Raw genomic sequence first — 15,240 nt, 5'->3', positions numbered from 1 at the left:
TCTTTATTCGGACGGTGATCATCACCGCGATTAACGCGCCAGTGCTGCGGCGCTCACTTCTTCTGCTACCCGTTCGGTCGCGTCCGGAATCGAGGCTCTGCGCGCTCGCTCCGCCATATCCAGCAGCGTCTCGCGATCCCAACCCGCCAAGGTTTGCGCGACGGCCTCCACGGTAAACTGCGGCTGCTCAAGGATCTTCGCTGCCCCTGCCTTCTCTAACGGCAGCGCATTCCAGTACTGCTGACGATCTTTGTGCTGAAAAGGCACAAACAGCGCCGGTAAACCCGCGGCGGCAATTTCGCTCACCGTCAGCGCCCCGGAACGACATACGACAACATCGGCCCAGGCATAAGCCGCCGCCATGTCGTCAATAAATTCGGTGACTTTGTGCTGCGGCTGGCCGGCGTCGGAATAAGCCTGCTGTACGCTCTCCTGGCCCCCTTTACCGCTCTGGTGCCAGATGGTGACAGCAGAACCCAGCTTCGCCGCCACCTGCGGCATCGTCTGATTGAGCACGCGCGCGCCCTGCGAGCCGCCGACGACCAATACGCGAATCGGCCCCTGACGCCCGACTAACCGCTGTTCCGGCAGCGGCAGCGCCAGCACATCGGTACGAACCGGGTTGCCAACAACGTCGGCATGCGGGAAAGCGCCGGGAAATGCCTGCATGACCTTTTTGGCAATTTTCGCCAGCCATTTATTCGTCAGGCCGGCAATCCCGTTCTGTTCATGCAGGACAACCGGGATCCCCAGCGACCATGCCGCCAGACCGCCGGGTCCGGAAACATAGCCGCCCATGCCCAGCACCACGTCCGGCTGAAAACGCTGCATAATCGCTCGCGCCTGACGCCAGGCGTTGAAAATACGCACCGGCGCCAGCATCTGCGCCTTCAGGCCCTTGCCGCGCAGGCCGGATATCTGAATGAAATCAATTTCAATGCCGTGCTTCGGCACTAAATCCGCTTCCATACGATCCGCGGTACCCAGCCAGCGGACCTGCCAGCCCTGGTCCATTAAATGGTGCGCAACCGCCAGTCCCGGGAACACGTGTCCGCCGGTACCGCCTGCCATCACCATTAAGCGCTTTTCCTGACCGCTCATCGAACACCCCGTGTAAACGCCTGGGCTTTTTCCAGACGCGTTTCATAATCAATTCGTAACAGCAACATGATCGCCGTCGACATAATCAGCAGGCTCGAACCGCCGTAACTGATCAGCGGCAGCGTCAGGCCTTTGGTTGGCAGCATCCCCGCCGCCGCGCCGACGTTAACCAGCGCCTGAAAGCTAAACCAGATCCCAATGGCGCAGGCCAGAAATCCGGAGAAACGGTGGTCAATCTCCAGCGCTTTGCGGCCAATGGACATGGCGCGAAAAGCGACGAAGAATACCATTAAAAGTGCGAGTACCACACCGATATAACCGAGCTCTTCACCGATAATGGCGAAGATGAAATCGGTGTGCGCCTCGGGCAAATACTCCAGCTTCTGGACCGAATTGCCCAGGCCCTGCCCCCACATTTCGCCGCGACCAAAGGCCATCAGCGACTGGGTTAGCTGGTAGCCGCTGCCGAACGGATCTTCCCACGGGTTCCAGAAAGAGGTCACGCGGCGGATACGGTACGGTTCAGCCAGAATCAGCAGTACGACCGCCGAAAGCCCCATCCCGATAATGGCGATGAACTGCCACAGCTTGGCTCCCGCCAGGAACAGCATGGCCAGGGTGGTCACAAACAGCACGACGACGGTACCGAGGTCAGGCTGCGCCAGCAGTAAAATCGCCAGTACGAAAATCACGCCCATCGGCTTTAAGAAGCCGCGCAGGTTGTTACGCACTTCGTCGCCTTTACGCACGAGGTAGTTGGCGATGTAGCAGAACAGCGACAGCTTGGTAAACTCCGCAGGCTGGATACGCAGCGGCCCCAGCGCAATCCAGCGCGACGCCCCGTTAACCGAGCTGCCGACCACCAGAACAATCAGCAGCATGACGATAGAGGCGATCAGCATCGCGGTACTGTGGCGCTGCCAGAACTCCATCGGCAGGCGCAGCGTCACCATCGCCAGCCCTAGCGCCAGCAGAATGTATAAGCCATCGCGCTTGGCAAACAGAAACGGATCGTTCGCCAGACGCTGGCCTACCGGCATCGACGCCGAGGTCACCATAATGAAGCCGATTGCGGCCAGGCCAAAGGTCAGCCACAGCAGCATCCGGTCATACATCACCAGGCTATCAGTATCTTTTTGCCGCGAGCCCATCACCCAGCCTTTCAGCGCGGCGAACAGCCATGCGAAAATAAACATTCCCGGCAGACGCGGCAGTCTCAGCCGTGGCATTTTCAGGCGCGGGAGTGATAAACGCATCAACCTAACTCCTTCGCCAGGCGAGCAAAGATGTCGCCGCGTTGTTCAAAGTTTTTAAACTGATCGAGGCTGGCGCACGCGGGAGACAGCAGCACCATATCACCCGCGACAACCTGCGGCGCAATCTGGCGCATCGCCTGCTCCATGGTTTCCGTTTGCACGGCGACGTCCGGGCGAAGGGCCGCCAGCTGCGCGCCGTCGCGGCCGAAGCAGTACAGGCGAACGTTGTCGCCGGTCAGGTAACGGCTTAACGGCGTGAAATCAGCGGATTTCCCATCGCCGCCCAGCAGCAGATAGAGCGTTCCATCAAGATGCAGTCCATTGAGCGCCGCTTCAGTACTGCCGACGTTGGTGGCTTTAGAATCGTTGATCCAGCGCACGCCGTTGTGCTCCAGCACCAGTTGGAAACGATGCGCCAGCCCGGTGAATGTGGTCAGCGCTTTCAGGCTACTGGCGCGCGGCAGACCCGCCGCGTCCGCCAGAGCCAGGGCCGCAAGCGCGTTACTGTAGTTATGCTGGCCGCTAATCTTCATCTCTTTGACGTTGAGCACTTTCTCGCCTTTGACGCGCAGCCAGGTTTCTCCCTGCTGGCGGTTCAGGTGATAGTCACCAACGTCAACGCCGAAGCTGATGCAGCGATCGTCAGCGCCGCGTACCGGCATGGTTAACGCATCGTCGGCATTAACGATACAGGCCCGGGCGTTCTCATAAACGCGCAGTTTGGCGGCGCGGTACTGCTGAAGCCCCAGCGGATAGCGGTCCATATGATCTTCGGTGACGTTAAGGATCGTCGCCGCGGCCGCCCGCAGGCTGGAGGTGGTTTCCAGCTGGAAGCTGGAAAGCTCCAGGACATAGAGTTCGCGCTCAGCATCCAGCAGCATCAGCGCCGGCAGGCCAATATTGCCCCCGACGCCAACGTTCAACCCCGCCGCTTTCGCCATTTCTCCCACAAGGGAAGTCACGGTGCTTTTACCGTTGGAACCGGTGATCGCAATAATCGGCGCCTGCGCCTCGCGGCAGAACAGTTCGATATCGCCGACAATTTCTACTCCCGCATCCGCCGCGGCGCTCAGGGAAGGATGCGCCAGCGCGATGCCAGGGCTGGCAACAATCAGGTCCGCCGTCAACAGCCAGTCTTCGTTCAGACCGCCGACATAGCGCTCAACGGCTTCCGGCAGCTTATCCAGCCCCGCCGGCGCAACGCGGGTATCCATCACCCGCGGCGTCACGCCGCGAGCCATGAAAAAGTCCACGCATGACAGGCCGGTCATACCCAGCCCAATAATGACGACTTTTTTACCCTGATAATCTGCCATGATTAACGTACCTTCAGCGTCGCCAGGCCAATCAGCACCAGCATCAGCGAAATAATCCAGAAACGCACGATAACGCGCGGTTCCGGCCAGCCTTTCAGTTCATAGTGATGGTGAATCGGCGCCATGCGGAAGATGCGCTGACCGCGCAGCTTGAAGGAGCCGACCTGCAGAATCACCGAGAGCGTTTCCACCACAAATACACCGCCCATAATCACCAGCAGGAATTCCTGGCGCAGCAGCACGGCGATAATCCCCAGCGCGCCGCCGAGTGCCAGCGAACCCACATCGCCCATAAAGACCTGTGCCGGATAGGTGTTAAACCACAGGAAGCCCAGGCCCGCGCCGACAATCGCTGTACAGACGATCACCAGTTCACCGGCGTGACGCAAATAAGGGATATGCAGGTAGTTGGCGAAATTCATGTTCCCGGTCGCCCAGGCAACCAGCGCGAAGCCGGCGGCAACGAATACGGTTGGCATAATCGCCAGCCCATCAAGTCCGTCGGTCAGGTTGACCGCATTACCGGTCCCGACGATAACGAAATAGGCCAGCAGGACGTAGAACAGGCCCAGCTGCGGCATCACGTCTTTAAAGAACGGCACCACCAGCTGAGTCGCCGGCGTATCTTTACCCGCCATATACAGCGCAAAGGCGACGCCCAGCGCAATCACCGACATCCAGAAGTATTTCCAGCGGGCAATCAGACCCTTGGTATCTTTACGAACCACTTTACGGTAGTCATCAACGAAGCCGATGATGCCGTAGCCCACCAGTACCGTCAGCACGCACCAGACGTAGGGGTTAGATGGATAGGCCCACAGCAGAACGGAGACAACAATGGCGGTCAGGATCATGATCCCGCCCATGGTCGGCGTACCGCGCTTACTAAAGTGAGATTCCGGGCCATCGTTACGTACAACCTGGCCAAAGGAGAGTTTTTGCAGACGGGCGATCATGCGCGGGCCCATCCACAGAGAGATGAACAGCGCGGTCAGCAGGCTGACAATGGCGCGAAACGTCAGGTAGGAAAAGACGTTAAAGCCTGAATAATATTTGACCAAATGTTCGGCCAGCCATACTAACATGTTCCGTTCTCCTGTAATGCGCGTACTACCACTTCCATGGCGGCACTACGTGAACCCTTCACTAAAATGGTCATAATTTTATGTTCTGCGGTGAGCTCGCGCAGGCGGGTCACCAGCGTGGCCTTCTCGCTAAAATGTTCGCCAACGCCGCTGGCGCCGCTGATCTCTGCGCTCAACGTACCGACGCTCAGTACGCGATCGAGCCCGGCCGCTTTTGCCGCTTCGCCCACCTGACGATGGCACGCCTGGCTTTCCGCGCCGAGTTCGGCCATATCGCCGACGACCAGTACCCGGTAGCCCGGCATCTCAGACAGCACCTGTACCGCGGCGGTCAGCGAGCCGACGTTGGCGTTATAGGAATCATCCAGCAGCAGCTGGCTGTCGGTCAGCTGAATCGGGAATAACCGCCCCGGTACCGCTTTCAGATCTTTCAGACCCGCTTTGATCGCCTCATGCGTCGCCCCCACCGCCATTGACAGCGCCGCGGCAGCCAGCGCGTTGGCGATGTTATGGCGCCCCGGCAGCGGTAGCAGTACATCAACGCTGCCCGTTGGGGTCTGCAGAGTAAATTCAGTCCCGTGCGAGGTCACATGAACGTTGGTTGCCGTGAAATCACTGTGGGCGGCGTTCGGCGAAAAACGCCAGGTTTTACGCTCGCCAATCACGCTTTGCCAGTTCAGCCAGTCATTATTGTCGGCGTTCATAATCGCGATGCCGTTGAGCGGTAGACCGGTGTAAATTTCGCCCTTGGCTTTCGCCACGCCTTCCAGAGAGCCAAAGCCTTCCAGGTGCGCGGCGGCCAGGTTATTCACTAACGCGGCTTCGGGACGGGTCAGACTAACGGTCCAGGCAATTTCCCCCTGGTGATTAGCGCCTAACTCGATGACCGCGTAGTCATGTTCTTTGGTGAGACGCAGCAGCGTCATCGGCACGCCGATATCGTTGTTCAGGTTACCTGCGGTATACAGCGTATTGCCGCACTGGCTCAGAATCGCCGCGGTCATCTCTTTAACCGAGGTTTTTCCGGAAGATCCGGTCAGCGCGACCACGCGCGCCGGCACCTGCTGACGCACCCACGCGGCCAGTTCGCCAAACGCCAGACGCGTATCCTTCACCACCACCTGCGGTAGATCGCAGGCCAGCTGACGGCTGACCAACAGTGCGCCCGCGCCGGCAGCTTTCGCCTGTTCGGCAAAGTCATGCGCATCAAAGCGCTCGCCTTTTAGCGCCACGAACAGGCAGCCCGCCGTGATTTTTCGGGTATCGGAGGTGACGTCATCAATCGCCACATCGCGGCCGTGCAGCTCGCCATGCGTGATGCCGGCGAGCTGGCTGAGAGTCAAGCGAATCATGCTACCGCCCCCAGCAGACGCGCTACGGTGACGCGGTCAGAGTAATCGAGTCGGCGATTGCCGACGATTTGATAGTCCTCGTGGCCTTTGCCCGCCACCAGAACGACGTCGTTTTCTTTCGCCTGCATCACCGCATTAGTGACCGCTTCCGCACGACCTTCCACCGCCCTGGCATGGCCCGCGTCCAGCATGCCGGCCAGAATGTCATTGATAATCGCCCGCGGCTCTTCGGTGCGCGGGTTGTCGTCGGTGACAACCACGATATCGGCAAACTCTTCGGCGATAGCGCCCATCAGCGGGCGCTTGCCTTTGTCGCGATCCCCGCCGCAGCCAAATACGCACCACAGTTTACCGCGACAGTGCAGACGCGCCGCCTGCAGCGCTTTTTCCAGCGCATCAGGCGTGTGGGCGTAATCAACGACCACGGTCGGTTTACCCGGCGCGGCGAACACTTCCATACGCCCGCATACCGGCTGCAGGCGCGCGGCGGTTTTCAGCAGATCGGCAAGCGGATAGCCCAGCGCCAGCAGGGTGGCTAAGGCCAGCAGCAGATTGCTGACGTTAAAGGCGCCCATCAGGCGGCTTTCGATCTCGCCGTTCCCCCAGCTGGAGGCAAACTGAATGGTGGCGCCGCTATCGTGATAGCTCACGGCGGTCGCTTTGAGCCAGCGGCCCCGGCAGTTCGGGTTAATGTGATCTTCCATCGATACGGCAACCGCATCCGGCAGCTTCGCCAGCCAGCGGCGACCGACTTCATCGTCCGCATTAACAATCGCCTGCCCGCAATGGTGGGTTGAGTAGAGCAGCCATTTCGCCGCTTCGTAATGTTCCATATCACCGTGGTAATCGAGGTGATCGCGGCTCAGGTTGGTGAAGACCGAGGCGGCAAACTGCAGCGCGGCTACGCGATGCTGCACCAGCCCGTGGGAAGAGACTTCCATCGCGGCGAACGTCGCCCCCTGCCCTGCCAGGCCAGAGAGTACGTGTTGAACATCAACGGCCGAACCGGTGGTGTTTTCCGTTGGGATAACTTTCTCCAGCAGGCCATTGCCTACGGTTCCCATTACCGCGCTGGTTTCCCCCAGCAGCTGCGCCCACTGCGCCAGCAGCTGTGTCGTGGTGGTCTTGCCGTTAGTCCCGGTGACGCCCACCAGGCGCAGTTGTTCCGAAGGCTGATGGTAAAAACGCCCGGCCAGCGCGGATAAGCGCTCGTTGAGTTGGCTCAGATAGATAACCGGCACACCGTGCATTTCACGGATTTCGCCGTCATGGGCCTCATCTTTGGCCTCAGCAATAATGGCAGCAACACCTTGCGCTATCGCCTGCGGGATATAACGACGCCCGTCCGCCTGATGACCTAAAACCGCGATAAAAAGATCGCCAGAAGCAGCCACCCGGCTGTCCAGCGTCATTTCTCGCAGAATTCGCTCCGGCGCATTTGGCACCCACGGAGCGAGAAGGTCGCGCAAATTACGATCTGCCACCTGTTCCCTCGCCTTGATTAATCACTAATTCACTTTTTTCAGCCGTTGCCAGCGCATCCGGTTCAATGTTCATGGTGCGCAGTACGCCGCCCATGATGGCACCGAAGACCGGCGCGGAAACGGCGCCGCCGTAGTATTTACCCGCCTGCGGATCGTTGATCACCACCACCAGCGCAAAGCGCGGATGGCTGGCGGGCGCAACGCCTGCGGTGTAAGCAATGTATTTGTTGATGTAGCGGCCGTCGGGCCCTACTTTTTTCGCCGTACCGGTTTTAATGGCGATGCGATAGCCTTTGATCGCCGCCTTCACGCCGCCGCCGCCGGGCAGCGCCACGCTTTCCATCATATGAACAACGGTACGAACGAGTGATTCCGGGAAGACGCGCTCGCCCGGAACCGGTGGATCAACTTTGGTAATCGACAGCGGGCGATAGATGCCGTAGCTGCCGATCGTTGCGTAGACTCGCGCTAACTGTAACGGGGTTACCATTAGCCCATAGCCGAAAGAAAAGGTGGCCCTCTCTATGTCAGACCACCGTTGTTTTTGAGGGTATAAGCCACTGCGTTCTCCGACCAACCCCAAATTGGTCGCTTTTCCGAGTCCAAAACGTGAGTAAGTATCTACTAACGCTGAGGACGGCATCGCTAACGCCAGCTTAGAAACACCGACGTTACTCGACTTCTGTAGTACCCCGGTCAGGGTCAATTCGCTGTAGCGCGCCACGTCTTTGATTTCGTGGCCGTTAATTCGATAGGGAATGGTGTTCAGTACGGTATTTTCGTTAACAATGCCGCGCTGAAGCGCCGTCATCACCACCATCGGCTTCACCGTTGAACCCGGCTCAAACACGTCGGTAATGGCGCGGTTACGCATCGTATCTTTGGAGGTACCCGCGAAATTATTCGGGTTGTACGACGGGCTGTTGGCCATCGCCAGCACTTCGCCGGTGTTAACGTCGACCAGAACCGCGGTACCTGACTCCGCTTTGTTGAACGCCACCGCATTATTCAGCTCGCGATACACCAGCGCCTGCAGGCGTTCGTCAATGCTCAGCGCCAGGTTATGCGCGGCCTGGCTATCGGTGGACGAAATATCTTCGATTACCCGACCATAGCGGTCTTTACGCACGATACGCTCGCCGGGCTGGCCGGTAAGCCACTTATCAAAGCTCTTCTCTACGCCCTCAATCCCCTGGCTATCGACGTTAGTGAAGCCAATGAGGTGAGCGGTTACTTCGCCAGACGGATAGTAGCGGCGGGACTCTTCCCGCAGATGAATCCCCGGCAGCTTCAATTTACGGATGTAGTCGGCCATATCAGGGTTCACCTGACGCGCCAGATAGATAAAACGCATCCGTGGATTGGTATTGATGCGCGATGCCAGCTGATCCAGCGGCATATTCAGCGCATCGGCCAGCGCCTTCCAGCGGTTGTCCAGGGTCACGCCCCCGGCTTCATGCAGCTCTTTCGGGTCAGCCCAGATAGCTTTTACCGGCACGCTCACCGCCAGCGGGCGGCCGGAACGATCGGTTATCATTCCGCGCGCGGTAGAGACTTCCTGCACGCGCAGAGAACGCATATCGCCCTGGCGTACCAGCATGTCCGGGCTAATCACCTGTAGCCAGGCCACGCGGCCCAGCAGGAAGCCCAGCGCCAGCAGAATACAGCCGCACAGCAACGCAAAACGCCAACTGATAAAGTTGGCCTGTTCTTCCTGACGTTTTGCTTTTGGCGTTTTCGGCGCTGCTTTCATGCGTCGCAATAATCCTTATTTCTGTACAACGATATTTTCTTGTGATGGATCGACGTGCTGCATCTGCAGCTTCTCGGTCGCGATCCGCTCAACCCGACTGTGATCGCCGAGAGCATTTTCTTCGAGGATCAGGTTGCGCCATTCAATATCCAGCGCGTCGCGTTCCAGCACCAGCTGTTCGCGCTGCGCGGTTAAGAGGCGAGTATGGTGCGCCGTTGTCACCACCGTAATCGCCGTAATAATGATGCAAATGAACAGGCAGAGTGGCAGCTTCCCAAACCGCAGAAGGTCGTCTCCGATCACGCCAGGCAAAGCATGGCGCTCGTTGCTTCCTATCGACCCTTTCACCTTGCTTAGGGCTTCTGTCACTCTGCCGATCATGCGTTCGTCCTCTCTGCAATACGCAGAACTGAACTACGGGCACGAGGATTTTCAGCTACCTCTTTTTCGCCCGGCATCAACTTGCCTAATGCTCTTAGCTCACGGCCGCCCAGTTTTTTAAGCTGCTCTTCGGTCATCGGTAACCCTGCCGGAACCTGCGGACCACGGCTTTGCTCGCGCATAAAGCGTTTCACAATACGGTCTTCCAGCGAGTGGAAACTGATGATTGAGAGCCGCCCGCCCGGGGCCAGCACGCTGAGCGAGCTTTTTAGCGCCTGCTCTATCTCCTCCAGTTCACTGTTCACCCAAATGCGCACCGCCTGGAAGGTACGGGTCGCGGGATGTTTGAATTTATCTTTCACCGGCGTCGCCGCCGCAACGACCTCCGCCAGCTCTTTGGTACGCGTCATCGGTTCCACGCGGTTGCGTTCGACGATGGCGCGGGCAATGCGTTTACCAAAGCGCTCTTCGCCGAAGGTTTTGATGACCCAGGCAATATCGGCTTCGTCGGCGGTTTGTAGCCATTCAGCGGCTGACTGGCCGCGCGTCGGATCCATGCGCATATCCAGCGGACCATCGCGCATAAAAGAGAAGCCACGTTCAGCGTCATCCAGCTGCGGTGAGGAGACGCCAAGATCGAGCAGAATACCGTCGATCTTGCCGGTTAGATTGCGCTCGCCAACATAGTCGGCCAGCTGAGAAAAAGGACCATGAACGATGGAAAAGCGGGGATCATCGATAGTTTTCGCGACGGCGATAGCCTGCGGGTCGCGATCGATCGCCAGCAGGCGTCCCTCCGCTCCCAGCTGGGAGAGAATCAGGCGCGAGTGGCCGCCGCGGCCAAAGGTACCATCAATGTAGATACCGTCAGGACGAATATTCAGGCCGTTAACGGCTTCATCCAGAAGTACCGTAGTGTGTTTATAATTTTCCATCATTTTACAAAGACAAATCCTGCAGGCGCTCCGACAGTTCCCCGGAAGCGGACTGCTCAGCGTCGATATCTTCCTTGACCCGTTGATACCAGGTCGTTTCGTCCCACAGCTCAAACTTATTGAACTGCCCGACCAGCATCACTTCTTTTGTCAGCCCGGCGTGTTGCCGCAGCACCGGGGCGATTAATAGCCTCCCGGCGCTATCCATCTGACATTCGCTGGCATGTCCCAGAAGCAAACGCTGTACGCGCCGCTCGGTGGGGTTCATGCTCGATAAACGCGATAATTTTTGCTCGATGATTTCCCATTCAGGCAAAGGGTAAAGCAGCAGGCACGGGTGATGGATGTCAATGGTGCATACCAATTGACCGGAAGCGTTCTCGATCAGCCCGTCGCGGTAGCGCGTCGGTACGGCCAGACGGCCTTTACTGTCGAGATTGACTAACGTTGCCCCACGGAACATGCCAGCCTCACCCCTTTTCGCCACTTTACCCCACAAATTCCCACAAGAAGGAGTTTACGGAGCGGAGGAAAAGCTTGTCAAGCCAGCACGGATGCCAACAGAGCTCAAAAACCCATTATTTACAGCCGATATTCGCCCTGAGGAAAAATCAACCAACAAACGAGGCAAATTAACGTTATGAATATCGGTAAGAAAACAACCAACAAACTTGTAACAGTTAAAGCAGCAAAATATCTTCGAAGGGAAAATATAAAGTGTCAGTTTGCGACGCGAGCGGCATTTTAGGCCATTCTGATGACCGTTAACAGCACCAGTTTTCACAGGAGAGGCACTCTTACTGCGGGGTACAGCGCTTATCGCTACCATAATAGCGAGGAAATGAGTGTTAATTCAGCAACTCACCCGCTGAATGTAACAAAATAATACAAATAAATACGCTAATCCTTTTATGGGCTAATTAAACCGTGGAATAAATGGCACGAAGAATAAAATTAAAAGAGATGTCAGGAAGATTAAGGATTTGTCTGAAAGATCCTTAACCCTGCAATTTTTACGTCATCTCAGCGGATTATCGCCAGACGCGTCTCCGTCTGGCGAATGCTCTACGAATAATCCTGGTCACGCGCTTAGCGGCGATTCAGGCTGCCGCGACGATAAAGATTGCGCCGGATACGGCTTAACCCTGGTTTCGGCTTACGCGGTTCATCAAGGCTGGCGAGCACGATCTCCAGCACGCGCTCCGCCACGTCGCGGTGGCGCTGGGCCACGGCTAAAACGGGACACTGGAGGAAATCCAGCAGTTCATTATCGCCAAAAGTGGCAATAGCCAGCTCGGAAGGCAGCTTCCCTTCCCGGCGCAGCGTGACGTCCATCACGCCCTGCAGCAGCGGAAACGAAGTCGTAAACAGCGCCTGAGGCATTGGATGCGTTTCCAGCCACTTTTCAAAGAGCTGCGCCGCGGCTTCGCGCTCGTAGCTGTTTGCATAGAGGAAATGCACCTCTCGCGGATCGTCCTTCCATGCCGTACGGAATCCCTGCTCGCGCAGGAAGCTCACCGAAAGCTCCGGCAGCGCGCCAAGGTACAGCACCGTTTCAGCCGGAAACTTACGCAATTCCGCACCGAGCATTTCAGCATCGTCCTGATCGGCGCCCACCACGCTGGTGAAGTGCTCTCGATCGAGCGCGCGGTCGAGCGCGACAATCGGGAACGGATCGTTAGCCCAGCGCTGATAGAACGGATGTTCAGGCGGTAATGAGGTGGAAACGATTATCGCGTCGACCTGACGCTGCAGCAGATGCTCAATGCAGCGCATTTCGTTATCCGGCTGATCCTCGGAGCAGGCGATCAATAGCTGATAGCCGCGCTGGCGCGCCTGACGCTCCAGGTAATTAGCGATGCGCGTATAGCTGGTGTTTTCCAGGTCCGGGATAACCAGACCAATGGACCGCGTACGTCCTGCACGCAAGCCTGCAGCAACCGCATTCGGATGATAGTTGTGCTCACGAACCACCGCCATCACCTTTTCAACAGTTTTATCGCTAACGCGATACTGCTTCGCTTTCCCATTAATCACATAGCTAGCGGTCGTTCGCGAGACACCGGCCAGCCGGGCGATTTCATCCAGTTTCACAATTGCCCCTTGGGTAATAAGTACAGAACATAACCATTCTTCAGGTATGGATTCGTTTTTATAACATCTAAGCGCAGAAAAGTAAGCGCAGCAACCGCTTTAGTCCACAGTTCCCACCGATTTCGCAAAAAAATAGCCCGACAGGCTGTGTCGGGCTATTTTTACGTCGGTTTAAGCGGCTCAGCGCATGATTTTGTCGCCGCGCGACAATCCGACTACGCCCGAGCGGGCGACTTCAACAATTCGCGCCACGTCGCGCAGCGAAGCCAAAAACGCATCCAGCTTATCGCTGGTTCCCGCCAGCTGAACGGTATAGATAGACGGCGTGACGTCGATAATTTGCCCACGGAAGATTTCCGTATTGCGCTTGACCTCATCGCGTCCATAGCCGCTGGCCTGGACCTTCACCAGCATAATTTCACGCTCAACGTGCGCGCCTTGTCCGAGCTCGTTAACGCGCAGCACGTCTACCAGCTTGTGCAGCTGCTTTTCTATCTGCTCAATCGCTTTCTCATCGCCAACGGTTTGAATCGTCATTCTGGATAACGTCGGATCGTCCGTCGGCGCAACCGTCAGGCTTTCAATATTATAACCGCGCTGTGAAAAGAGGCCGATCACGCGGGATAGCGCGCCCGATTCGTTCTCCAGTAATACTGATAATATCCGGCGCATAATCAGGTCCTCTCCGTTTTGCTCAGCCACATCTCGTCCATACCGCCGCCGCGAATCTGCATGGGGTATACATGCTCACTGCCGTCAACCGTTACATCAACGAAAACCAGTCGATTATTACGCACCTGCTCCAGCGCCTCAGCGAGCTTCGCTTCCAGCTCCTGCGGGTCGCTGATACGAATCCCCACGTGGCCGTAGGCTTCCGCGACGCGAGCAAAATCAGGCAATGACTCCATATAGGATTGTGAATGACGGCCAGAGTAAAGCATATCCTGCCACTGCTTCACCATCCCGAGGTAGCGGTTATTGAGGTTCAGCACCAGCACCGGCAGCTCGTACTGCAGCGCGGTGGAGAGCTCCTGAATATTCATCTGGATGCTGCCATCGCCGGTCACGCAAATCACCGTTTCTTCCGGCAGCGCCATCTTCACGCCCAGCGCGGCGGGAAGGCCAAATCCCATCGTTCCCAGACCACCTGAGTTGATCCAGCGCCGCGGTTTGTCGAAAGGATAATAAAGCGCCGCGAACATCTGATGCTGACCCACATCGGACGTCACGTACGCATCGCCGTGCGTCAGCCGCCAGATGGTCTCAATTACCGCCTGCGGTTTAATCTTGCCGCTTTGCGTGTCGTACTGCAGGCAATGACGCGCGCGCCACTGCTCAATCTGCTGCCACCAGTCGCGGATTTCATCCAGCGGCTGCTGAGTCTCTTCATGGTCGAGCAGTTCCAGCATCTGTTCCAGTACCAGGCGGGCGTCGCCAACGATAGGCACGTCGGCAGGAACGGTCTTGGATATCGAAGTGGGATCGATATCAATATGCAGCACCGTCGCGTTCGGACAGTACCTGGCCAGATTATTCGTTGTACGATCGTCGAAGCGCACGCCAACGGCGAAAATCACGTCGGAATGGTGCATGGTCATATTGGCTTCATAGGTCCCATGCATGCCCAGCATCCCTAACGCCTGCTGATGCGAGGCAGGGAAGGCGCCCAGCCCCATCAGCGAAGACGCCACCGGCAGCTTCAGTTTCTCAACCAGCGCAAATAGCTGCGGTTCACACTGCGCGTTTATTGCCCCGCCACCGACGTAAACCACCGGTTTTTTGGCCGCCACCAGCGTCTGCAGCGCACGTTTAATCTGCCCTTTATGACCCGACGTCGTCGGATTATAAGAGCGCATGCTGACCGTATCTGGCCAGGCGTACGGCAGTTTTTTCGCCGGATTGAGAATATCTTTCGGTAGATCCACGACGACCGGGCCGGGACGCCCGCTGGCCGCCAGCCAGAACGCTTTTTTCAGCACGCCGGGAATATCTTCGGTTTGCTTAACCAGAAAGCTGTGTTTTACCACCGGTCGGGAGATCCCCACCATGTCGCACTCCTGGAAAGCATCGTAGCCAATTAAGGACGTCGCGACCTGACCGGAAAGAATCACCAGCGGAATGGAATCCATATAAGCCGTCGCAATGCCGGTAATCGCGTTAGTCGCCCCCGGACCCGAGGTCACCAGGACTACCCCGACCTCGCCCGTTGCGCGCGCAAGGCCATCCGCCATATGCACGGCAGCTTGCTCATGGCGGACCAGTACGTGATCGATTCCGCCAAGGGTATGTAACGCATCATAGATATCGAGGACCGCGCCCCCGGGATAACCGAACACCTGCTTGACGCCCTGATCGACCAGCGACTGGACGACCATTTCGGCTCCTGACAACATCTCCATGGTTTGCCTCCCGGCTTATAGTTTTTAACGACAGCGGAATCCGATTTCCGCGCGCTCGCACAAGACGAAGCGCAAAAGCTTCGT

General features: G+C 57.6%; 13 protein-coding genes. All 13 read right to left on the bottom strand.

Translation table 11 applies throughout. From position 1 onward, the window contains the following. Nucleotides 1–30: 30 nt before the first annotated feature. Entirely contained in the window at nt 31–1,101 is a 1,071-nt protein-coding gene (gene murG, locus ABLV30_RS02610) for an undecaprenyldiphospho-muramoylpentapeptide beta-N-acetylglucosaminyltransferase (RefSeq protein WP_014837405.1), read from the bottom strand. Further along, complete coding sequence (ftsW, locus tag ABLV30_RS02605; RefSeq protein ID WP_004098587.1) at nt 1,098–2,357, bottom strand: cell division protein FtsW; 1,260 nt, start codon at nt 2,355–2,357, stop codon at nt 1,098–1,100. Before ftsW ends, murG begins: the two co-directional genes overlap by 4 nt. Further along, nucleotides 2,357–3,673 carry a UDP-N-acetylmuramoyl-L-alanine--D-glutamate ligase gene (murD, locus tag ABLV30_RS02600; RefSeq protein ID WP_025106491.1) on the bottom strand — a complete coding sequence of 439 codons (1,317 nt, stop codon included), beginning with the start codon at nt 3,671–3,673 and terminating at the stop codon, nt 2,357–2,359. Before murD ends, ftsW begins: the two co-directional genes overlap by 1 nt. A 2-nt stretch (nt 3,674–3,675) precedes the next feature. Then, nucleotides 3,676–4,758 (bottom strand): phospho-N-acetylmuramoyl-pentapeptide-transferase, encoded by a 1,083-nt coding sequence (gene mraY, locus ABLV30_RS02595; protein ID WP_004098585.1) that lies wholly within the window; start codon nt 4,756–4,758, stop codon nt 3,676–3,678. Further along, the gene (gene murF / locus ABLV30_RS02590) at nt 4,752–6,110 is read right to left on the bottom strand and encodes a UDP-N-acetylmuramoyl-tripeptide--D-alanyl-D-alanine ligase (protein ID WP_163586168.1); all 1,359 of its coding nucleotides are present in this window, start codon (nt 6,108–6,110) and stop codon (nt 4,752–4,754) included. Before murF ends, mraY begins: the two co-directional genes overlap by 7 nt. Next, nucleotides 6,107–7,594 (bottom strand): UDP-N-acetylmuramoyl-L-alanyl-D-glutamate--2,6-diaminopimelate ligase, encoded by a 1,488-nt coding sequence (murE, locus tag ABLV30_RS02585; RefSeq protein ID WP_004098583.1) that lies wholly within the window; start codon nt 7,592–7,594, stop codon nt 6,107–6,109. The genes murF and murE overlap by 4 nt, the downstream gene beginning before the upstream one ends. Beyond that, nucleotides 7,581–9,347 carry a peptidoglycan glycosyltransferase FtsI gene (locus ABLV30_RS02580; protein WP_004098582.1) on the bottom strand — a complete coding sequence of 589 codons (1,767 nt, stop codon included), beginning with the start codon at nt 9,345–9,347 and terminating at the stop codon, nt 7,581–7,583. The genes murE and ABLV30_RS02580 overlap by 14 nt, the downstream gene beginning before the upstream one ends. Before the next feature lie 15 nt (nt 9,348–9,362). Next, a complete protein-coding gene (gene ftsL / locus ABLV30_RS02575; RefSeq protein ID WP_002888550.1) occupies nt 9,363–9,728 on the bottom strand; it encodes a cell division protein FtsL in 366 nt (121 codons plus the stop codon). Beyond that, a complete protein-coding gene (gene rsmH, locus ABLV30_RS02570) occupies nt 9,725–10,666 on the bottom strand; it encodes a 16S rRNA (cytosine(1402)-N(4))-methyltransferase RsmH (RefSeq protein WP_004098579.1) in 942 nt (313 codons plus the stop codon). Before rsmH ends, ftsL begins: the two co-directional genes overlap by 4 nt. Nucleotide 10,667: 1 nt before the next feature. Further along, the gene (gene mraZ, locus ABLV30_RS02565; protein WP_009654608.1) at nt 10,668–11,126 is read right to left on the bottom strand and encodes a division/cell wall cluster transcriptional repressor MraZ; all 459 of its coding nucleotides are present in this window, start codon (nt 11,124–11,126) and stop codon (nt 10,668–10,670) included. A gap of 626 nt (nt 11,127–11,752) precedes the next feature. Then, entirely contained in the window at nt 11,753–12,757 is a 1,005-nt protein-coding gene (gene cra / locus ABLV30_RS02560) for a catabolite repressor/activator (RefSeq protein ID WP_004098577.1), read from the bottom strand. A 180-nt stretch (nt 12,758–12,937) separates the two neighbouring features. Next, entirely contained in the window at nt 12,938–13,429 is a 492-nt protein-coding gene (ilvN, locus tag ABLV30_RS02555) for an acetolactate synthase small subunit (RefSeq protein WP_004098573.1), read from the bottom strand. Between the two features lie 2 nt (nt 13,430–13,431). Beyond that, on the bottom strand, nt 13,432–15,156 hold the full coding sequence (gene ilvI / locus ABLV30_RS02550; RefSeq protein ID WP_025106489.1) for an acetolactate synthase 3 large subunit: 1,725 nt from the start codon (nt 15,154–15,156) through the stop codon (nt 13,432–13,434). Nucleotides 15,157–15,240: the final 84 nt, after the last annotated feature.

The organism is Klebsiella sp. CN_Kp113 (assembly GCF_040064585.1).
GTDB classification, from domain to species: domain Bacteria; phylum Pseudomonadota; class Gammaproteobacteria; order Enterobacterales; family Enterobacteriaceae; genus Klebsiella; species Klebsiella michiganensis.
This window is presented reverse-complemented; position numbering and strand designations above follow the sequence as displayed.